General features: G+C 66.4%; 15 protein-coding genes and 1 tRNA gene. All 16 read right to left on the reverse strand.

Annotation, left to right across the window (positions count from 1 at the left end):
* Positions 1–33: 33 nt before the first annotated feature.
* Positions 34–1164, reverse strand: coding sequence for a glycosyltransferase (locus G6034_RS05670; protein WP_176634128.1), 1131 nt, complete (start codon positions 1162–1164; stop codon positions 34–36).
* Positions 1161–2417, reverse strand: coding sequence for a glycosyltransferase (locus G6034_RS05675; RefSeq protein ID WP_176634129.1), 1257 nt, complete (start codon positions 2415–2417; stop codon positions 1161–1163). The genes G6034_RS05670 and G6034_RS05675 overlap by 4 nt, the downstream gene beginning before the upstream one ends.
* Positions 2414–3820, reverse strand: a complete 1407-nt coding sequence (locus G6034_RS05680) for an oligosaccharide flippase family protein (RefSeq protein ID WP_176634130.1) — start codon at positions 3818–3820, stop codon at positions 2414–2416. Before G6034_RS05680 ends, G6034_RS05675 begins: the two co-directional genes overlap by 4 nt.
* Before the next feature lie 63 nt (positions 3821–3883).
* Positions 3884–4996, reverse strand: coding sequence for a DegT/DnrJ/EryC1/StrS family aminotransferase (locus tag G6034_RS05685; protein ID WP_176634131.1), 1113 nt, complete (start codon positions 4994–4996; stop codon positions 3884–3886).
* Between the two features lies 1 nt (position 4997).
* Positions 4998–5675, reverse strand: a complete 678-nt coding sequence (locus G6034_RS05690) for a NeuD/PglB/VioB family sugar acetyltransferase (protein ID WP_176634132.1) — start codon at positions 5673–5675, stop codon at positions 4998–5000.
* Positions 5672–6841: a DegT/DnrJ/EryC1/StrS family aminotransferase gene (locus tag G6034_RS05695; RefSeq protein WP_176634133.1), complete on the reverse strand. Its 1170-nt coding sequence runs from the start codon at positions 6839–6841 to the stop codon at positions 5672–5674. Before G6034_RS05695 ends, G6034_RS05690 begins: the two co-directional genes overlap by 4 nt.
* The gene (locus G6034_RS05700) at positions 6838–7848 is read right to left on the reverse strand and encodes an NAD-dependent epimerase/dehydratase family protein (protein ID WP_176634134.1); all 1011 of its coding nucleotides are present in this window, start codon (positions 7846–7848) and stop codon (positions 6838–6840) included. The genes G6034_RS05695 and G6034_RS05700 overlap by 4 nt, the downstream gene beginning before the upstream one ends.
* Positions 7845–8948 carry a Gfo/Idh/MocA family protein gene (locus G6034_RS05705; RefSeq protein WP_176634135.1) on the reverse strand — a complete coding sequence of 368 codons (1104 nt, stop codon included), beginning with the start codon at positions 8946–8948 and terminating at the stop codon, positions 7845–7847. The genes G6034_RS05700 and G6034_RS05705 overlap by 4 nt, the downstream gene beginning before the upstream one ends.
* Positions 8949–8996: 48 nt before the next feature.
* Positions 8997–10565, reverse strand: a complete 1569-nt coding sequence (locus tag G6034_RS05710) for an exopolysaccharide biosynthesis polyprenyl glycosylphosphotransferase (RefSeq protein ID WP_176634136.1) — start codon at positions 10563–10565, stop codon at positions 8997–8999.
* Positions 10566–11086: 521 nt separating this feature from the next.
* On the reverse strand, positions 11087–13846 hold the full coding sequence (locus tag G6034_RS20270) for a LuxR C-terminal-related transcriptional regulator (protein WP_176634137.1): 2760 nt from the start codon (positions 13844–13846) through the stop codon (positions 11087–11089).
* A complete protein-coding gene (locus tag G6034_RS05720; RefSeq protein ID WP_176634138.1) occupies positions 13843–16512 on the reverse strand; it encodes a helix-turn-helix transcriptional regulator in 2670 nt (889 codons plus the stop codon). Before G6034_RS05720 ends, G6034_RS20270 begins: the two co-directional genes overlap by 4 nt.
* A gap of 235 nt (positions 16513–16747) precedes the next feature.
* Positions 16748–17332, reverse strand: a complete 585-nt coding sequence (gene pth, locus G6034_RS05725) for an aminoacyl-tRNA hydrolase (protein WP_176634139.1) — start codon at positions 17330–17332, stop codon at positions 16748–16750.
* Between the two features lie 10 nt (positions 17333–17342).
* A complete protein-coding gene (locus tag G6034_RS05730; RefSeq protein ID WP_176634140.1) occupies positions 17343–17930 on the reverse strand; it encodes a 50S ribosomal protein L25/general stress protein Ctc in 588 nt (195 codons plus the stop codon).
* Between the two features lie 242 nt (positions 17931–18172).
* The gene (locus G6034_RS05735; protein WP_176634141.1) at positions 18173–19153 is read right to left on the reverse strand and encodes a ribose-phosphate diphosphokinase; all 981 of its coding nucleotides are present in this window, start codon (positions 19151–19153) and stop codon (positions 18173–18175) included.
* Positions 19154–19195: 42 nt separating this feature from the next.
* Positions 19196–20644 carry a bifunctional UDP-N-acetylglucosamine diphosphorylase/glucosamine-1-phosphate N-acetyltransferase GlmU gene (glmU, locus tag G6034_RS05740; protein WP_176634142.1) on the reverse strand — a complete coding sequence of 483 codons (1449 nt, stop codon included), beginning with the start codon at positions 20642–20644 and terminating at the stop codon, positions 19196–19198.
* Between the two features lie 116 nt (positions 20645–20760).
* Positions 20761–20832, reverse strand: a tRNA-Gln gene (locus G6034_RS05745).
* Positions 20833–20960 lie beyond the last annotated feature (128 nt).

Below are 20960 nucleotides of genomic sequence, written 5' to 3' on the forward strand. Positions count from 1 at the left end.
TCCTCAACGATGCCCGAGGTCCGGCGCCAATGCTCATCGTTGCGCCTCCTCGATGAGGGACAACAATTGGGTTGCCCGTGCGTCCCAGGAATGCCCGGCGGCAAAAATTTGTCGAGCGGTGTGGTCCTCCGCCTTGTGGCCGCCCTCCAAGGCTGTGCGCACCTTGGCCACGAAATCCGTGTTGCTCTGGGCCGTCATGATCAGCGAAGTATCCAGCCATCGGGTCGCCGGCAGATCGGTCGAAACCACCGGCAGCCCTACCGCAAGGTAGTCAAGTGTCTTCACCGGAAAACTGGCATGGTTGAACACATTGTCGGCATAGGGGGTCAACCCCACCGACATTTCCCGCATCCGGGGCCACAAGTCCCGTTCAGCGAGTTCTCCCAACCACGTGACATTTTTTGCAGCAAGGAATCGATTCAATCTTGCCCGCGCTTCGTGGGCACGGGCGGTCATCGGGCCGACGACCTCGATGGCAATGCCACTGTCCACCAGCTCATCAAGCAAGTCAAAATCGAGCCGCTCATTGAGCTGCCCAATGATGCCGGCTACTTTCCGAGGCTCGCGGCCGGCTCCTTCACCAACGGGAATCGCAGCACACCCATTGGGCAGTACCGAGACATTTCGCGCACCCAAGCCCGTCACAGCGGAGGCCAGCGGGGGTGAGACGGCCGAGACGACGTCGGCCCGGGAAATATTCCGTACGAGGGTGCCTTGCACCACTCGAAGGGACAAGCCCATCATGCCTGCACCCGCCGGCCAGTCGTCAGTGACATGCAGCGCCCGAATGCCGCCGCCGAGGGATGGAAACTCATCGCGCGGGGAAAGCACCAAAGTCGCAGTTGTACTGACCCCGAGGGAGCGAATTGCAGCGGCAATTGCCTTGGCCCGCAAGTGCGGAACCACCGTTCGCACGACTCGGCGGGTAAATCCAGGCGGAGCAGTAAATTGCAACCGCATGAGACCGGGACCAACTGAGTCGAGGCTGTGACCGCAAGGCATGCGTTTCTGCGGCGCATTCTTGGACATGCCATATGGCACAGGCGGGTCAACCCACAAAACGTGAACTTGTTGGGCCAGAGCTTCGGCAAGTCGATGATCCGTGCCGCGCGTGTTGGTCCACCGGCTTCCGGCAATCATGACCATGACAGTCGCCGCGTTCATGGCTTACGTCCGGACACAAGAGCGGCAGCAACAGGCCTTGCGTTGAAGTCATCCCGCGCCGGCCCGCCGCCCGCGCGCGGAACCACCCGAGCAAGCTTGTAGGCTGCAAAGCGCCGAAGTGATTCAACGGAGCGACCAAATCGAACACCGGCACCATCGCCCGGTATCATGGCCGCACAATAAAATTCTTCCAAACTCGCGGCAGCTCCGGCCAATGAGAATCTATTGCAGACGGTTTCGCGGGCAAACTGTCCCAAATTTTGCCGCAGTGAGACGCTTCCGTGCAAGGTGCGAAGATATCCAGCGAGCCGCTCCACAGCATCGCCCTTGCCAGGCCCGGAGCCATACCATCCCTGCCACATAAACTCCGATACCGTTTCCGGTGTCAAAAGCCGCCAATAGCCGTTTTCCCCCTGAACTACCAATGGTTTTTCAAAGGCCATGGCCCGTAATGCGGAACCGCCCATGCCCAATGAAACATCCGCCGTGGCATAGGCCGGTCGGGGGTCCGGCAATTCGCCGGTCAAGACAATGCGGCGGTGGCCCAACAAGTGGTTGATGTGTTCTGCGTTCCTACGGACTTCCGCTGCTGCCGGTCCGGCACCCACAACGACCAGTTGGACGGGGAATTCGGTGTTGAGGCGTTGGATGGCACCCATGGCAGCCAGTAATCCTTCAAGCTTCATCTCGTGGGCCAGCCGCGACACCACTGTCACCGTGAACACCGCGGGGTCCAACCCCCAGCGTTGACGGAACGCGGCCAAGCCGAGGTCAAGGCCAGGACCGTTGAGGATGGTGTCTACTGGTGGTTCCAGCAAGCCAACCCGTGTGCGGCCAAAGGCCTTCTCGTTGGCCAATATTTGCTCCGTGCCCACCAGCAGCGGCACGTTGGTGGGAATAAATGGTGCCACTGACATGGACAGCACAGTGGAGACCGCAACCGCACGGGACGGTGGCCTGCAGGCAAGTACGGCCTCCAGGGACGGAGGCCACTCGTAGCCGTGCACAACATCGATGCCCCGTGTTTTCACCAATCGGCGCAATGCGTTCACAACGCCTGGAGTCGGCCGTCGATGGACAGCCGGCGATTCAAGGAATTCCAAGCCAAGTTCGGAAACCTTCTCCACGAGGGGGCCCTGCTGACCGAATACCAACACCTCATGGCCGCGCCGCTGCAATGCTGCCGCCAATTCCACTGCATTGAGCTGGCTGCCGCCGATTCCCATGTCATGCGGATATGTCACGATCTTCATTTCACTGTCTCCTTGGTCCGTCCCCAGCTGCGGATGGCAAGGACATCGCCCCGCCGGGTGTAGACCAGTGCGGCCAACGCCAGACTTCCGAGGGCTGTTGCAGCCCCAACGGCCAACAGCGCTGAATCCATGCCCTGCGCAAAAATGAAGCTGAGCCATGCCACAGGCACCGAGATAAGGAGGGGAAGCCAAACCCTGGACGCGAAGTCGCCAATGGTGAATCCCCGCTTGATGAGCATGCGCAAGTAAATGGGGAGAACAACAAGGGCCGCGACGGCCACGGGCGCAGCGGCCAGACCGGCCAGCCCACCCCACGAAGCGCCAGCAATCAGCGCGGGGACAAGGACCACCAGCCACATGATCTGGACTTTGAAGATTGCTCCGGAAATGCCCAGCACCACTAGATAGTCGTAGACGAGTTCAAAGAAGATCCGGAAAGCAGCAAAAGCAGCCAGCCATGTCAATGCCACAGCGGCTGGTGCCCAGGCCATGCCGTATACAAATGTCACCAGGGGTACGGCAGCTCCGGCTATCACGGCAACGATGGGAAGGACAGCCGCCGCAACTACAGCGACAATCGACAGCATTGCCGCCCGCATGGCGGGAGGATCATGCTGGAGTTTGGCGAAAACCGGTGGCGCCACGCCGCGAAGCGGCTGCGAAAAGATGCTCGTGGGCCATCCTGCAAGGTTAAAGGCAAGAACATACAACCCCAAGACCACTGCCCCCAGCATTTTTCCTGCCACCATCTGGTCGGCGTAGCCCACGGCAAAGACGATGATGCTGGAGCCCGCCAAAGGAAGTCCGAAGCCAAGCAGGGGCCTCAGCTTCTGCGTGTTGAATCCAAACCTGACCGGCAACGGCGAGTATTTGACGAACAGTGCAGCCGCGACCAGGCTGGCGAAGACTCGTCCCATGGCCAGGCTCATCGCCCCCATTCCGGCGGCGACCAATACGACAGACACAATCGCACCGAGCCAAACATTCACCTGGTCGATGAACATGCGCCGCCCCTGAAGAAAGTCCCGCTGCATCAAGGCAGCAGGTGTTGCCACGGCGCCGTTGATAACAACACAGGAGGCGATTACACGGACTACACTTGTCGCCCCAGGGTCACCCATTGCGGCGCAAAATAGTGGTGCCATCGCATAGGCTCCGGCAAAAATCGCCAAGCTGCTCACGACCGAAATGGTGGTGACAGTTCCTGCAATTTCCTTCGGATCCGCTGGCCACCTGACGATGGCCAGGCTGACGCCAAGTTCGTTGAAACTCAAGATCGCAATCAATGCAACAAAGGCGATGGCATAGGTGCCGAATTGGGCCGGCCCCAGCATTCTCGCCAACAGTATTCCAATTCCAATGGTCCCAAAACGCGAGACAACTGTGTTGAGCAAGCTCAGCATGAATGCCCGCGACGCCGTGGGTGCTGCGGGGGTCTTGGAACGAAGAGGCGTAGCCACGAAGTTTCAGGCTCCTGCCACAGCATGCCGCAGTGAAGCAACAACCCGCTCCTGCTGCTCCGCGGTGACGTGCGGGAAGATGGGCAGCGTGAGGATGCGCCCGGCGGCGGTCTCCGCCACGGGGAAGTCTCCCATGCCGCGTCCCAGGTAGGAGAACGCCTTGGTCAGGTGGACCGGCGTCGGATAGTGGATGCCGGCGCCGATTCCGGACTTATGCATGGCCTCCAGCACCCTGTCCCGGCCGTCGACCTGGACCACGTACAGGTGCCACACGCTTTCTCCCTCCGGCATGGGCATGGGAAGCGTGATTCCCGGCACCCCGGCCAGCAGGTTCCCGTAGCGGGCCGCCGCCTCGCGGCGCAATCCGTTCCAGCGGGGCAGCCGCTTGAGCTTGGCGCTGAGCACCACCGCCTGGATGGCGTCCAGCCGCGAATTCATGCCCACCACGTCGTGCACGTACTTGGAGCTGCTGCCGTGCCCGCCCAGCATGCGCACCTGCTCGGCAATGTCGGGATCGTCGGTCGTGACGGCCCCGGCATCCCCTGCAGCGCCCAGGTTCTTCCCGGGATAGAAGCTGGTTGCCGCGGCGAGGCCGAACGACCCGGACACCTTGCCGTTTCGGTGTGCGCCCTGCGACTGGGCTGCGTCCTCAATGACCACGGCCCCGCAGGAGGAGCCAATTTCCAGGATCTGCGCCATCGGCGCCAGCTGGCCAAACAGGTGGACCGGCAGGATGGCCTGGGTCCTGGCTGTCACGGCCTCGGCCACCCTGTCCGGGTCGATCAGCAGATGCACCGGATCGACATCCACCAGCACGGGGACGGCGCCAATCCGTGCGACGGCCTCCGCCGTGGCCACGAACGTGTTGGCCGGCAGGATCACCTCTCCCCCGGGCCGCACGCCGCCGGCGCGCAGGGCGAGTTCCAGGGCGTCGGTGCCGTTGCCCACGCCGACGCAGTGTCGCGTCCCCGTGAAGCCGGCGTACGCAACCTCAAAGTGCCGCACGGCCGGACCGCCAATAAAGGAGGCGGACGTCAGGACGTCCTTGATCTCCACGCTGATGTCGTCATAAATCTCTGCCTGCTGGGCCTGCAGGTCAACCAGCGGAATCCATTCCATGTCAGTCCCCCTCTTTCCTGTCGATCGTCACGCGCTTTGCCGGTCCCGGCGGAATCATGGGGCGGGCCGGAATGCCCACCCAGGTTTCGCCGTCGGGCACGTCCTGGACGACGGCGGCCCCCATGCCTATGGTGGCCCCGGCACCAACGGTGCAGCGTTCCCGGACACTGGCATTCATGCCGATGTAGGCGCCACGGCCCACGCGGACGCCGCCGCCCAGGGAGACCCCCGCCGTCACCGTCGCAAAATCCGCCACCTGGTTGTCGTGGGTGAACGTCGCCTTCGGCATGGCGACCACGTGCGCACCGATCTCGACGCCGGCGGTCAGCACCACCTGGGCCAGCAGGATGCTCCCAAGGCCCACCGTCGAGTTGTCCGAGACCACCACGGTCCGGTCGATGACCCGGGCGTAGCGCTCAGCGCCAACGCCCAATTCGGCCAGCCGGTTCACTATTGCCTGACGGGCAACGCCCTTGCCGGCGCACACCACGAACTTCGCCTTGGGGAACGCCCCGGCGTCGTCAATCCTGCCCAGCACGCGCAGGCCGTCCACGGTGGCGCCCACCAGCGCCGGATCGTCGTCGAGAAACCCGATCACGGTGTAGCTCTCACCGGCGTAGACGGAGGCGAGGACTTCGCGGGCCAGGCCGCTGGCCGCCACAAGGATCAAGTCGGTCACGGAACCCTGCCCCCTTCCGCGGAACGGACAGCACGGATGACACGGCCCAGATCGTCCTCGTGCAACTGGTGGAAAACGGGAAGTATGAGCGTGTTGTCGGTGAGCCTCTCGGTCACCGACAGGTCGGCGCCGCCGGTATCCAGCCCGGTGTAGGCAGGCTGGCGGTGGGAGGCCATGATGCCCCGCCGGGCGGAGATGCCCACATCGGCCAGGTGCGCCAGGACGTCCTCGCGGCTCGCGCCAAATTCCGGGAGCACCTCCAGCCAGAACGACTGGAAGTTGCTGGTGCCATGGTCGGGATCATGCGAAAGCCTCAGCCCGGGAATGTCCCCGAGGCCCGCCGCGTAGCGTGCCACGATGGCGCGCCGCCGCCGCACCGCCTCGGCCAGCCGGCCCAGTTGCACCAGGCCCACGGCCGCCTGCATGTCCGTCATGCGGAAGTTGTAGCCGATTTCCAGGTATTCCTCCTGGGGGGCCAGCAGCGAGGAGTGCCGGTCTGCGGCGGACGCGCTCATGGCGTGTTCGCGCAGTTTCGACGCCCGTTCGGCCCAGTTGGCGTGGCATGTGGTGAGCATGCCGCCCTCGCCCGTGGTCAGGATCTTGCGCGGGTGGAACGACCATGCCGCCACCTCCGCGCCAGCGCCGACCGGCCGCCCCTTGTAGGTGGAGCCGGCTCCACATGCGGCATCCTCGATCACCACGATCCCCCGCGAGTCGCACAGGGAGCGGATGGGGTCCAGGTCCACGGGCATGCCGCCCTGGTCCACCACAATGACGGCGCGTGTGTTCTCAGTCAGGGCCGCCGCAATGGTTGCTGCACTGACGTTGCCTGTTTCCAGCTCAACGTCGGCGAAGATGGGCCGGGCACCCACATAAGTGGGCGCGTTGGCCGTGGCGATGAAGGAGAAGGAGGGGACGACGACGTCGTCCCCGGCCCGGATGCCTGCCACCACCAACGCGAGATGGAGTGCCGTGGTGCAATTGGATGTGGCCACCGCGTGGCTCGCGTGTTGGGCCATGGCAAAGGCGTCTTCAAAGCGTGCAACCCTCGGACCCTGTGCCACCCAGCCGGAAGCGATGACTTCGGCGACGGCCTCGGCCTCTTCCGTGCCCAGCCAGGGTTTCATGACGCTGATGCGCGATGCTGCCTCCGCTTCGATGTTCATCGCGCACCCGAGGCCACGGCCTCGCCGTTCCGTCCGGCAGCAATTTCCTCGCGCAACGGCCGCCACCAATCCACCAGCGCCCGCAACCCACCTTCCAGACCTGTCGTGGCGGCAAAGCCCAGGTCCCGCCGTGCCGCCGTGACATCGGCCAGCCGCCGCACGACGCCATTCACAGCGCGTTCCGGTCCGTGCTGGACGCCCAAGGGAGAATCCATGGCCCGCAGGAGCGCCTCCGCCAAGCCGAGGAGGCTGGTCTCCGTGCCGCTGGCGATATTGTAGACACCCTCGTTGACGTCGCTTCCGGCAGCCAGGATGTTCGCGCGTGCGATGTCCTCCGTGTACACAAAGTCCATGGTTTGCAGCCCGTCCCCGTAAATCAGCGGCGGCAGGCCGTCCGCAATGCGCTCCATCCAGCGGACCAGAACCTCCGTGTACAGGCCGTGCACGTCCATCCGGGGGCCGTACACGTTGAAGTAGCGGAGCAGGACGTAGTCCAGGCCGCTCATGGCCCTAAAGCTTCTCGCCATGCCTTCGTTGAAGGACTTGGCCGCACCGTAGAAGGTGTCGTTGTTGTGGTGGTGGTGGCGCTCCGTGGTGGGGAATTCCTCCGCCATCCCGTAGACGGAGGCACTGGAGGCGGCGATCACCTTCCCCACCCCGTGTTCGGCTGCGGCCTCAAGGACGGTGAAGGTCCCGTCCACCAGCACTTCCAGGGCCAGGCGGGGCTCCTCCGCGCACTGGGTGATGCGGATCGCCGCCTGGTGGAAGACGATGTCCTTGCCCCGCGTCAGGTCGTGGACGGCGTCGCGGTCGCGCAGGTCCGCCTCCACCAGGTCGACCCTGCCGGAGGCCAGCGCGCCCTCCAGGTTGGCCCTGCGCCCCCGCACCAGGTTGTCCAGGACATCCACGTGCGCAACCCCGGCGTCCAGCAGCTGGTCAACAATGGTGGAACCGATGGTTCCCGCCCCGCCCGTCACCAGCACGGAGGCCCCCTGCAGCTCGCTCATCGTATTCCCTCCAGTTGAACGTTGCCGTGTGCAACAAAACTTTGTTCGCCGTTGTCTGCCAGGCTGCGGCTGGCCGCCTCCAGGACGTTGAGCACGCGCAGGCCGGCTGCCCCGCTGGTCCGCGACGGGCGCCCCTCCCTGATGCTGGCGGCAAATTCCGCCACCATCAGCCCGAGCGCCTCCTTTTCCGGCAGGGCGGGCGACCAGGTGTCCCCCAGCCGGTAGGAAATGGCCTGGGCCGTGCGCTGGGCGGGGGTGGTGGAGACCTTCTCAAAATTGACGCCCCGGTCATAGACGCTCAGCCGCTGCTGCGGATTGAGGTCGTCCCACACCAGGGTCCGTTTCGAGCCGCCAATGACCATCCGGCGGATCTTGGTGGGGCTGAGCCAATTGACGTTGATGTGGGCCATGGCATTGTTGGGCAGGGCGAAGGTCAGGTGTCCCACGCACGACTTGCCGGTCCCGAGGGGGTCGGCCCCGTGGGCGGCCACGGTGTCCGGGCGCAGGCCGCCGGGCATGATGAAGTCGATGACGGAGAGGTCGTGCGGGGCCAGGTCCCAAAAGACGTCAACGTCCGGCTGGACGAGGCCCAGGTTGATCCGCACGGAGTCAATGAAGAGAATGTCACCCAATTCGCCATCGGCAACGAGTTGGCGGATCTTCAGCGCGGCCGGGGTGTAGCAATAGGTGTGGTCGGCCATGAGCGTCAGGCCGCGGTCGGCGGCAAGGTCCACCATCTGCAGGCCCAATTCGCGGCTGGCCGCCAGCGGCTTCTCCACCAGGACGTGCTTGCCGGCCTCCAGCGCCTGCAAGGCCACCACGTGGTGGGTGCGGGCAGGCGTGGCGATGGCGACGGCGTCGACCTCGGTGGAGTCGAGCAGTTCCGCGAGCCCGGGATAGACGGGGACGTCCCCCAGCGGGCCGGCGATCTTCTGTGCGCGGGCCAAGTCCATGTCCACAATGGCGGCGAGTTCCCAATCGGGTCCGGATTTGAAGTTCCGGGCCAGGTTCGGCCCCCAGTACCCTGCGCCGATGACGGCGGCCCTCAGGCGTGTTTGTGGCTGGCCCGGCTGTGGCAGGGAGTCTGGAGTTGAGACCATGACGATATCCATTTCTTTCGACGGTGAATTTCTGGAGGGGGCGGGCACCTAATAGGCGCCCTCCGGGGCATAGACCGCCTTGGCCGTGCGCCACAGGATGATGAAATCTCCTGTCAGCGACCAGTTCTCCACGTAGTAGAGGTCCAGCCGGACGGCCTCCTCCCACGGCAGGTCGGAGCGGCCGTTGATCTGCCACAGCCCCGTAATGCCCGGCTTGATCAGCAGGCGGCGGTGGGCGGGTGCCTGGTACTTTGCCACTTCGCGTGCCAAGGGAGGCCGCGGGCCCACCAGGCTCATGTGGCCCACCAGGACGTTCCAGAACTGGGGAAGCTCATCCAGGGAAAACCTGCGCATCCAGCGGCCGCACTTGGTCACGCGGGGATCGTTCGCCATCTTGAAGAGCACCCCGGCGGCCTCGTTGCTGCCGGCCAGGGCCTCGACCTTCGCCTCCGCGTCGACAATCATGGACCGGAACTTGAGCATTTTGAACGTTTCCCCGTTGCGGCCGATGCGTTCCTGGTGGAAGAGCGCCGGTCCGTGGCTGTCCAGCCGGACGATGGCGCCCAACACCAGCAGCACCGGGGCCAGCACCAGCAGCGCCATGAAGGACAGCATCACGTCCGCGGCCCGCTTGTAGACGTGCTTCCCGCCTGAATATTGGGGCATTTCCACGTGCATGAGCGGGAGTCCTTCCACTGGGCGGAAATGGACACGGGGCCCGGCCACATTCGTCAGGCTGGAGGCGAGGACCAGTTCGGTGGAGAGGTCCCCGAGCCGCCAGCCAAGCTCCTGAATGGTTTTTGGGCCGCCGGGCAGGTTGCCGGCCACAATGACGGCGTCGGCCCGTGCCTGCCGGACCACGCGGGCAATGTCCGCCATGTTGGACTGCACTGGCACCCGGTGCCAGGCAGGGTCAATCTCGGTGTCGAGGTCCAGCGAGGTCACGGCAACGCCGGCCACGCGGAAGCCCGTCGAGGGGTTCGCCTGAAGCTGGGAAATGACGTACTGCACGTCGTCCGTCGAGCCAAGGACCACGGCGTTGGAGAGGTAGTCGCCCGCGGCGCGCCTCGACGCAATCCACCGGCGCCACAGCCAGCGGTCCGCCAGCAACAGCACGATTCCGAGGGGCAGGGCCAGCGCGAAGAAGCCGCGGACAACGTCCAGCTGGAAGACGACCATAATGATGGCGAGCAGCCCGAAGGACCTGAGGGTTGAATGCGTGACGCGCTTGTATTCCGCCGCCCCGGCGCCGAGCACCTGGCGCTGCCGCGTCCGGAACAGGGCCAGATCCGCGTTCCACAGCACCATGATCAGCAGGCTGACGCCCACGTACTCATAGGGCGGCACCTGGTTGGCGACTCCCTCGCTGTCCAAGCCGAAACGGTTAAAATAGGCTGCGGCAACCGCCACCACCGTGACGGCCAGGTCGGTCAGGAACAGCCTGCGGGCGTACAGCACCGGCCATCCGGCTCGCGGTTTCCCGGACGGATCCGGGTCGCGCAGGGCATCCGCGTCCCAGGCGGTGTGCCTGGGGCGGCTGGCGGCGAGCGCCGCAGACTCTGGTTGCGGCGCCGGCGCGGGGCTGCCAACCGGGGGGCGGCTCCTGAGGTCGCTCACTGGATTCTCGCGGCCGTGGTGCTTGGCCCCGGCTGATTCAAGTGAGCGACGTCAAGGAGGGGAGCCGGCGACGGCTGGGGGAAAGCCTTGGTCTCAGAAGGCTTTTCCGCCGCCGGCTCCGAATGGGGAGCTTGATGAATTGCATCAAGCATAGTGGCCGACCGGGGCATGGACAAGATGGTCGATGCCCTTCGAGACCGGTAGGTGCCGAGCCAAGCCGAAGGCTGGGCCGGCGTTCCGAAGGGCTCGCTGTGAGCCGTCATGGAATGTACCGGCGCCCCGGATTGCGGCACCGCAGCACTCGGATCCAGAATGCCCGCGCCATTGAAGACCAATTGAGCCAACGACGACTGCAACCTGACCATGGTGAGACCTTCTTTGTGGGAGACCTTGAGTGCTGTCTCCAATTCAAGTCCAGCCGGGAAGGATGCACACGAGTGGTCGCTACTCGTATCTGGGAGCCCCGAACCAACAAGTAGCCAGGCACTACCTAGGTAGTACTCAGGCGGCGCCCGCCCCGCTCAGCCAGCTGCCGTGTTGGCCATGGCCTCCGGCAGGTCTTCCCTGCTTGAAATGCCCAGTTTCGCGTAGGCCCGGTACAGGTGCCCCTCAACGGTGCGTAGGGACAAAGTGAGTTCCGCGGCAATCTCACGGTCGCTGCGCCCTGCGGCGGCGAGGGTGGAGACCTGGCGTTCGCGGCGTGTCAGCAGCGCCGGCGGCTGCCGGACCGTCGGATCCTCCGCCTGAACTGACCGCAACGCTCCGGGGGCCCTCACACCCATGCCCTCCGCGACCTTTCGCAGGCTCGAGCGGGCCGCCCGGACCTGGCCCCGGGGACCGTTCTCCCGCAGCAGCGAGATTGACTTTTCAAGCGCCTGCTCGGCAAAGCCAAACAACCCCGCCGCTCCCAGCGACTCTCCGGCCGCGGCCAGGAGCTGGCCGTCCCCGCACTCCAGCGCCCGGGCATACTGGCACAGTGCGTGCGCCCACGTCCCCTCAACCGTGGCAGCCACCCGCCCCAGCCGGGGCACCACACTTTCGTCCCCCAGCTCCAGGGCGATGGCCAGTGCGTTCAGTTCCAGCGTGGTCGAGCGGTCGGCGAGCGCCGCGTCGGCGAGGGCCACCAGTTCGACGGGGGCGCCGGCGTCGTTCCCCAGCAAGTACCGGGCCCCGGCCAGATACGCGCGCTCGTGGGAGACCACCACGAACATGCCGGTGCCCTCAACATGGGCGTCCACCAATTGCCGTGCCAGCTCCGTGGTGCCCAGCCTGGCCGCGGCGTAGGCAGCCATGGCCGTGCAGAAGCCCAACAGCTGTTGGGGGTCGCTGATCCGGAGCGCGTCGATGCCGGCCAGCAGGATCTCCAGCGCGTCCGCAACCTTGCCGCCGCGCAGGAACGCCATGCCCCGCACCACGTTGGCGCCCCCGCCGAAGGAGAACACCACGGGGCCGGCGTCGAGTGAGAATTCCTCCAGCGTCCTGGCCGCACCCTGCCAGTCCCCGCAGCACATGGCCGCCGCCAGAAGCCGGAGCAGGATGGTCTCCGGCAGGAAAAACACGTCGTTCTCCTCGGAGTGCTCAATGGCGTATGCCTGGGCGGCCCGCTCCATCCCCTGCTGCGGGAAGCCCTGCGCAATCAAGCGCTCGGAGTCCATGGTCAGGGCCATGGTGCGGTTGAGCCGCATGGCCGCCTCGGACAGCCCGTCCGCGGATGTAAGCAGCGCCGTCAGGCCCGCCATTTCCGAGTAGCGGCCCTGGCGGGATAGCGCCATGAGTTCAACCAGCAGGGCCCCGGATTCGCTCAGCGCCTGGAGGGAATCGGCCTCTTCGGGACGCGACCGGGCCAACTCCGCCCCCCGGTCCCGCAGCGTGGCGGCGTCCGCCGCGAGGGACGCGACGGGCATGCCCAGGGCAGACCGCGTGGCAGCGCGCAGCAGGCTGCCAAACAACAGGTCCGGGAGGTTGCCGGCCTCTCCATGCCCCGCTTCCATGAGTGAGAGCGCGCCTTGGTAGTCGCCCAGGTTGTAGTGGGCCCGGGCCTTGACCATGGCCGCCCGCAGCCTGAATTCCCCGCCGTGGATCTGGTTGGCCAGGTCCAGGGCCGTGGCGGACTGGAACATCCTGCTGGCCAGGATCGCCGCTGAGAGCAGGCTTTCATCGGGGACCTCGGCCCCAATCTCCACCGCCCACAGGACGCGGCGCAGGAGGGCCTCCTTGTTGACCGGACCCCCCTCAAGGCGGCCAATGAGGCGTTCGTGCAGGAGGCGGCTCTGTGTCACGGGCACCATTTCCCGGATCACTTCCCCGTAGACGGGGTTGGCCAGGCTGAGCAGGCGCGATGGAGGCGTGCCGTAGTGGACCAGATGCCAGTCCAGCAGTTCCCGCACGCCGGCAGCGCCCACCACGTCCTGAATGATGGAATCGTCCACGGGCTCCGAGAGCGCGATGAGGTTCAGGGCCTCCAAGCCCTCGCGCGAGAGCCCCCGCAGCTGCCTGCGGACGGCCTCCTCCAGGTCATGTCCGTGGATGGACGCGTCGGGATCGCCCACCCAGACGCCCCCTCTTTTGGTCAGTAAGCCTTGTTCCTGCGCCTGCGCCAGGAGCAGGCGCAGGAACAGCGGATTTCCCCCGGAGGTGGACCAGTAGTGCCAGCCGGTGGCGGGCAGCACCGGTCCGCCCAGCATGGCCTCGCAAAAGGCGTGTGCCTGCGCCTGGTCCAGCGGGCGCAGCACAATGTTCTCCGCCATCCCGGCCATCCACAACGCGGGCAGCGGTTCGGGCAGGCGGTGCCGGCTTGAGTGGGACGCCACCAGGGTGGCCATGCCCGAGCGCACCAGGCTGACCACCAGTTCGGCGGAGGCGGGGTCCATGGAATGGGCATCGTCAATGATGATGATCGGCAGGTCCTCGCCGGACCGGCCGTCGGGCGCAAGCTCCGCCTGCAGCCGCCGCAGCTCGGCCAGGACGGCGCGGAGCATGGACATGCGGACGCTGGCCTCACCGGTGCTCACACCGGCGAGGTACGGGGTCATGACGCCGTAGGGGATTTTCGCCAGGGACTGCGAGCCGTGGATGGCCAGGACGGGGACATGCTCCCGGGCGGCCGCGGCCAGTTCACGCAGGATCGTGGAGGCACCCAGCCCGCTGTCGGACGTGAGGAACACTGCACGGCTGCCTTCGGTACGGATGGCGGAGACTATGTCCGCCAATTCGTTGCCGCGGCAGAACGGCGGCTCCAGCAGCGCCCGTTTACCGCCCGGCAGGCCGTCGGGTTCGGTCACAAATCCATCCCCTGCCCCAGTTCCGCCCGGGAGGTGATGCCCGTTTTCGCAAACACCTGGTAGAGGTGCCCCTCCACGGTGCGGATGGAAACGCCGATGCGCGAGGCAATCTCCCGGTTGGCCATGCCGCGGACCGCCAGCGCCGCGACCTGCCGTTCCCGCGTGGTCAGGGGAACGGCCGCGGCATGGGGTGCCACCGGGAACACGGGCACCTGTGGCACCAGCAGGTCCAGCCGCCGCTGCGCCTCGCGGGACAGGCGCATTTCGCCGGCATTGCGGGCCAGGTCCAGTGCAACGACGGCGCAGCGCGACTCCACCGCGGCCAGTTCGAGCGCATGGGCGCCTTCCGCTGCCTGCAGCGCCAGCGCGGCGCTGCCTTCCCGGTGGGCCCGTGCCAGCGCGACATTGACCGCCGCCATGGGTCCCTGCCGCTTGACCGAGGTTTCCTCCAGCAGCCGGTACTGTTCGCTGCTCCCGTGGGTGGTTGCCCCGAAAAGGTTCATGGACGCCGTGGTGAAGCGGCCCTTTGCGATGTCGATTTCCGCGCTGGCAACCAGGCGTGGCGCGGCGGAGGCGTCATCAAGCCAGCGCAGCGCCATCAACTGGAAGAACTCCGCCATGGACCGGTTGACCCACAGGGTGTAGGCCGTGACATCCCGGGCCTTGGCCAGGTACCGCCTCGCGTTCGGGACGTCGTGAATCTGGGCAAAGGCAAATGCCAGGGCGGAGTAGGCAAGTTCCAGGCTGTTGTAGGTGTCGCGGACCTCCAGCTGGGCCGCAGCGACCAGCAGCACATCCGCCGCGTCCGCACCCCGGCCCGCATATGTGTATGCCAACCCGAGTGCCAGCTCCATGACGCCGCCCCGGAACTGGGTCCGCCCGGAGGAAACCTCCACGGCGTCCTTCAGCAACTTCTCGGCGGCCCGCCACTGCCCGGTCCACGTCATCGACAGGACCCGCCCCTTCAGGTGCCATTCGCCCATCCGCAGCACCAGGTCGTGCTCGGCTGCCTCGGCGGTGATGGCCCGGGAAAGTGCGATGGCGTCCAGCTCGCGTCCCGTGGCGGCCCGGACCAGCGCCAGCAGGCTCGCGCAATTGAGCCGGTACTCACGGTCGTCGGGGTCCTTGCTGCCGGCGTCAAGTTCCCCTGCGACCTGGGCAAATTCCCCGCGGTGCACCTGGAACTCGAAGCGGGCCAGCTTCAGATACTTCTCGGCCCGGGCGGTCTGCCCGCCGCCGGCGCCGGCCTGCTGGATGCGCCATGCGACCTCGGCCAGCAGCTCCTCAATCCTCGAATAGCCCCCGGGCACCCACAAAAGGGCGCTGGTCAGGTCCATGGCCCAGGACGCGTAGGCCTCCGGCGGCAGCGCGGAAAGGACGTCCGGGGCAAGCGACTCGAGGGCGGCCACGGCCATGGTGTAGTTGGCCAGGATGAAGTAGGCCCGGCTGCGGATTTGGGCCGCCTGCACCTGCCGCGGATGCCCGCGGGGGATGTGGGCGCAGCAGGCCAGCGCCAGCTGGGGGTCGAAGAAGCGAACGGCCGCCCGGGCGGCAGCCAGTGCGGCCTTTGGCTTCATGACCATGCCAGCGTCGTTGACCCAGGCCGCGATCGTCAACAGCTGCTGCTGGTCCATGGCTGCCGGCTCCATCGCCAGCACCCCGGACATCTCCTGGAAGTGGCGCGCCTTCCCCTCGGCCGTGAGCCCGTCCCTGATGGTCTCCCCGAGATACGGTTCAACCAGGGAAACCTCGCTCTTCGGGCCCGGACTGATGGTCAGGAATCCCCGCTCCTCCAGCTCGGAAAGCGACTCCGGGCCCAAGGCGCGAATGGCCACCGGGAGGGGCGCCCGGCGCAGGAGCGCAAACTTCTCCAGCCCTGCCCGCACGGACTCCGGCTGGCGGGCCAGCCTGGATTCCACCAGGTCCGCCAGGATGTTTGCCGCCGTCTCGCGCTGGCGCCCCACCAGCACCCAGATGTCGCCGTGCCGGCGCAGGGCGCCGCTGTTGAGGTTCTCATTCACCAGGGCCTGCAGCACCAGGGGGTTGCCCGAGCTGGAGGTGTGAAACGCGCCGACCACCGACTCGGCCACGGTCCCGTCGAGTGCCCTGGCGAGCAGGGTGCGGACCTCGGCCCGGGTAAAGACGTCAATGCGTTCCGTGGCCACCAGCCCATCCTTGACCATCCAGACCAGGTCCTCGGGCAGCTCCGATGTGCTGCGCGCCATGACCAGCAGCTTGGCCGTGCCGCTGAGCACCAACTGCATCAGCACGCCCATGCTGGCCGTGTCAATGCCGGGCAGCTCGTCCAGGACAATGACGGCGGGCCGCCCGCCGGCGTCCTGGTTGACCAGGTCCACAATTTTTTGCAGGATTGCGGCCGGTGTTTCAGCCTGGTGGTCGCTGAGCCTGGCCATGAGGACGTTGAAGGCACCGTACGGGACCTCGGTGTCGGCGCCGGTGTCGGCGCCGGTGCCAAAAATGCGGACCACGTGCGTGCTGGCAAGCAGCCGGTGTTCGACCCGGCGCGCCAGGGTGGTCTTGCCCACCCCGCGGGGACCGATGATGGCTGCACCGTAGAGCTGGGGGTTCTTCAGGTGGGCCATGACGGCAGCAAGCGCTTCCTGCCGCACAAGTGAGGACCACCGGCGCCGTTCCTCGGCTCCCATGGCCCTTCGCTGAGACCGCAGCTCCCCCCCAGCTTCACGTTGAGGCGCAGCGTCTCCCCAAACGCTTGTCATGCTCAAACATCCCCTAGTTCACGGACAATGGACGCGGACCCCAATAATCCGCGCCGCCGTGATTAATGCCGAGTATAACAGCGTTGCCGGGCGTGTCGGAGGGGTAACGGCGCGTTCCCTTCACATCGATTCCTGCCGCGGCGCGGGAAACCCCTGCCGGGAATCAGGAATCGGTGCCGTGGAACTTTTGCTGCGCGGCCGCCAGTCCGCCGGTGATGAGGAGTTCCACGGCGTCCGCGGCGTTGCCGACCAGGAACGGCAGGTCCTTGTTTTCCGTGGCGGAGAAGTCCTTCAGCACGTGGCTGGCCGCGTCGGCCCGGCCGGGAGGGCGCCCCACGCCGGCCCGAACCCGGAAGTAGTCCTTGGTGCCGAGGGCCCTGGAAATGTCACGCAGGCCGTTGTGCCCGCCCTCGCTGCCGCCGCGTTTTAGCTTGACCGTGTCAAAGGGGATGTCGATTTCGTCGTGGACGGCGACCACATGGTCTGCCGGGACGTCGAAGAATTTGGCGAGTGCCGCCGTCGGGCCTCCGGCAAGGTTCATGAAGGTGCCGGGCTTGGCCAGGATTAGCTTGGGGCCTCCGATGCCCAGGCGGCCCTCGGCGACAAGGGCGCGCGCCTTGTGGGTCTTGAAGGTGGCGCCGAGGCGGGAGGCAAGTTCCTCCACCACCAGGTAGCCAATATTGTGCCGGTTGCGGCTGTAGCCGGGCCCGGGATTCCCGAGCCCGGCCACCAGCCAGGTGTTGCCCACTGTGTGGTGGTTACTCGGCTGCCGGGGCGGCTTCCGCGGCCGTCTCCTCGGCCTCGGCCACGGCGGCGGGCTCGGCGAGGTGCACGATCAGCAGCGACGGGTCGGTCAGCAGCTCAACGTTGGCCGGCAGGGTCAGGTCGCTGGCGAGGATGTGATGGCCGGCCTCGCGCCCGTTGATGTCGACCTCGACGTGGGCGGGCAGGTGCGTGGCGTCGGCGGAGAGGCTGACGGACATTTCCTCCTGGTTCACGACGACGGCCGGGGCCGGCTCGCCGACGAGGACGACGGGAACGTCAACAATGACCTTCTCGCCCTTCTTGACGGTCAGCAGGTCGATGTGCTCGACGATCTGCAGTACGGGGTCGCGCTGGACGTCCTTGACGAGGGCCAGGTGCTCCGCGCCGTCGACCGTGATGGTCAGCAGGGCGTTGGCGCCGCGGATGGCGCGGACGGTGGCACGCTCCGGCAGGACGATGTGCAGCGGCTCGGCGCCGTGCCCGTAGATGACGGCGGGGATCTGGGCTGCGCGGCGGATGCGGCGGGCAGCGCCCTTGCCGAATTCGCTGCGGACTTCACCGGTAAGGTTCAGGTCGGACATGAAAAAGCTCCTTCATTCTTGGATGTGGGCGTGGACTAAAAAGGCCGCACAATCCATCAAGGGTGAAGGAGCTGTGGGACCCAGTCGATCACGGACGCTTTGGGGGCGTCCCTCGCCAAGGTTTACCGTGCAAGTTTAGCAGACGCCACTTTGAATTCCGGACCGCTGGGGCTGCCCACGGTGCGCCACTTGGCAAGTGGCGCACCGTGGCGACCCAGCCGTGCACGGCTTCAAGGTGCAGGCTAGGCGTTGCCGTCGAAGAGGGACGTGACGGAGCCGTCCTCAAAGACTTCCTTGATGGCCCGCGCCAGCAGGGGTGCGATCGAGAGGACCGTCAGCGTCTCGAAGCGCTTCTTGGCCGGGATGGGCAGCGTGTTGGTGACAACCACTTCGCGGGCTCCGCAGTTGGCGAGCCGTTCGGAGGCCGGCTCGGAGAACACGGCGTGGGTGGCGGCGATGATGACGTCCTTGGCGCCCGCGTCCTTGAGCACGCGCACGGCGCCGGCGATGGTGCCGCCGGTGTCGATCATGTCATCGATGAGGACACAGGTGCGCCCCTCGACCTGGCCCACCACGGTCTTGGAGACGGCCTGGTTCGGCACGGTCAAGTCGCGCGACTTGTGCACGAACGCCAGGGGCGCCCCGCCCAGCCGCTCCGCCCACTGCTCAGCCACACGCACGCGTCCGGTGTCGGGCGAGACCACGGTGACGGCGTCGTCCCCCACAATCTTGCGGATGTGCCCGGCCAGCAGCGGGATCGCAAAGAGGTGGTCCACGGGGCCGTCGAAGAAGCCTTGGATCTGGGCGGTGTGCAGGTCAACGCTCATGATGCGGTCGGCGCCGGCGGTCTTGTAGAGGTCCGCGACCAGGCGGGCGGAAATCGGCTCGCGGCCGCGGCCCTTCTTGTCCTGGCGGGCGTACGGGTAGAAGGGGGCCACCACGGTGATGCGGCGGGCGGAGGCGCGCTTCATCGAGTCCACCATGATGAGCTGTTCCATGAGCCAGTTGTTCAGCGGGGCCGGGTGCGCCTGGATGATGAAGACTTCCTTGCCGCGCACGCTCTCCCCCGAGCGGACGTAGATCTCACCGTTGGCAAAGTCGTAGGCGGACATGGGCAGCAGCTCGGTCTCCAGGCAGCGCGCCACTTCCTCGGCCAGTTCGGGGTGGGCCCGTCCGGACGCCAGCACCAGTTTCTTGTCGCCGTTGTAGCTCAGTTCGCTCATGGATTCGCTTTCTTGCGGGGTGGGGTCTGGAACGGGGAGTGTCTAGTTGGACTTGGCGGCGGCCGCGGCGGAGATGCTGCCGGGCCGGTGCGCCGCGGTCCAGCCCTCGGCGTTGCGCTGCGGGGCCACGGTCAGCGTCAGCGCGCCGGCCGGGACGTCCTTGCGCACAATGGCGCCCGCCCCGGTGAAGGCGCCGTCCCCCACGGTCACCGGGGCCACGAAGACGGTGTGGGAGCCGGTGCGCACACCTGAGCCGATCACGGTGCGGTGCTTGTTCACGCCGTCGTAGTTGGCCGTGATGTTGCCGCAGCCAATGTTGGTGTCCTCGCCGATCTCGGCGTCGCCGGCGTAGCCGAGGTGGCTGAGCTTGGAGCCGCGGCCGATGGTGACGTTCTTGGTCTCGTAGAAGGCGCCGATCTTGCCGTCCGCACCCAGCACCGTGCCGGGGCGCAGGTACGTGAAGGGGCCCACGTGGGCACCCGCCCCGATGACGGCCCCAGAGCCGTGCGTCCGCGTGACTTCGGCCTTTTCGCCGATCTGGACGTCGGTCAGCGTCGAGTCGGGACCGACGACGGCGTCCCTGGCCACTGTCGTTTTCCCGTGCAGCTGGGTGCCGGGCAGGAGGGTGACGTCCTCGTCGAGTACCACGGTCGAGTCGATCCATGTGGTGGCGGGGTCGATGACGGTGACGCCGCGGCGCATCCACGATTCGACGGTGCGGCGGTTGTGCTCGGCGCCCAGCGTGGCGAGCTGGACGCGGTCGTTGGCGCCTTCCACCTGCCACCGGTCGGTGGTGGCGACGGCGGCGACCCGTCCGCCGTCGTGCCTGGCCAGGCCGAGCACGTCGGTGAGGTACATCTCGCCCTGGGTGTTGTCCGTGGTGACTTTTTTCAGCGCTTCCCGGAGCACCTTGGCGTCGAAGGCGTAGATGCCGGAGTTGATTTCGCCGATTTCACGCTCATCGTCGCTCGCATCCTTGTGTTCGCGGATGCCCAGGACGGTGCCGTCCGCGTCGTGGCGGAGGATGCGCCCGTAGCCGGTGGCGTCGTCAAGGACCGCGGTGAGGACCGTGACGGCGTTGTTGTCTGTTTGGTGCGTGGCCGTGAGTTCCTCCAGGAGCCCCGTGGTCAGCAGCGGGACGTCGCCATAGGTGACCACAACGGTGCCCTCGACCTCCCCCTCCGCGTCAAGGGCCGCGAGTGCTGCCTGGACGGCGCGGCCGGTGCCCGGGATTTCGTCCTGGTCCACAATCAGGGCCGTGCCGTCCAATTCCGCGATGTGCGCGGCGACCTGGTCGCGTTCAAAGCGGACCACCACGGCCAGCCGTTCGGGGTTCAGCCCGCGTGCCGCGGCCAGTGCGTGGCCAACCATGGAGATGCCGCCAATGGGGTGCAAAATCTTGGGTAAGCGAGACTTCATCCGGGTACCGGCGCCGGCTGCCAGCACGATCACGGCGGCGGGATTGAACGAATTGGTGTCTTGGGGGCTCACTAAGTGGCACTCCTGCCCGGACAGAGGTCCGTGAAGAAAACATACGCAATTGGAAACAATCCCATGTTACCCGTTCGCGGCCGGTGGGTGTTCATGGAAGGTGCCTGGCGGGGGTGTTCCGCCCATAGGATTCGAACCTATACTCCACAGCTCCAAAGGCTGGGGTGCTGCCATTACACCAGGGCGGAATGTGCACTGCTGCCCTTGGGGCGCAACCCACGAGAATATAGTGTGCCATGGCGGGCGCCGCTTTCGCGACTTGGGAACCACATTGAACTGGCGCGCCGTAGGCTGCCAACACGGCTCCACTTTAGAA

Origin of the sequence: Arthrobacter wenxiniae, assembly GCF_013376105.1 — a bacterium.
In the GTDB taxonomy this organism is placed as follows: domain Bacteria; phylum Actinomycetota; class Actinomycetes; order Actinomycetales; family Micrococcaceae; genus Specibacter; species Specibacter wenxiniae.

Coding starts and splice junctions, on each gene's coding strand:
- G6034_RS05680 (WP_176634130.1), bottom strand. CDS start 3,820: ATGCTGAGCTTGCTCAACACAGTTGTCTCGCGTTTTGGGACCATTGGA.
- G6034_RS05720 (WP_176634138.1), bottom strand. CDS start 16,512: ATGGGAGCCGAGGAACGGCGCCGGTGGTCCTCACTTGTGCGGCAGGAA.
- G6034_RS05675 (WP_176634129.1), bottom strand. CDS start 2,417: ATGAAGATCGTGACATATCCGCATGACATGGGAATCGGCGGCAGCCAG.
- G6034_RS05705 (WP_176634135.1), bottom strand. CDS start 8,948: ATGGTCTCAACTCCAGACTCCCTGCCACAGCCGGGCCAGCCACAAACA.
- G6034_RS05685 (WP_176634131.1), bottom strand. CDS start 4,996: ATGGAATGGATTCCGCTGGTTGACCTGCAGGCCCAGCAGGCAGAGATT.
- G6034_RS05700 (WP_176634134.1), bottom strand. CDS start 7,848: ATGAGCGAGCTGCAGGGGGCCTCCGTGCTGGTGACGGGCGGGGCGGGA.
- G6034_RS05695 (WP_176634133.1), bottom strand. CDS start 6,841: ATGAACATCGAAGCGGAGGCAGCATCGCGCATCAGCGTCATGAAACCC.
- G6034_RS05730 (WP_176634140.1), bottom strand. CDS start 17,930: ATGTCCGACCTGAACCTTACCGGTGAAGTCCGCAGCGAATTCGGCAAG.
- G6034_RS05735 (WP_176634141.1), bottom strand. CDS start 19,153: ATGAGCGAACTGAGCTACAACGGCGACAAGAAACTGGTGCTGGCGTCC.
- G6034_RS05670 (WP_176634128.1), bottom strand. CDS start 1,164: ATGAACGCGGCGACTGTCATGGTCATGATTGCCGGAAGCCGGTGGACC.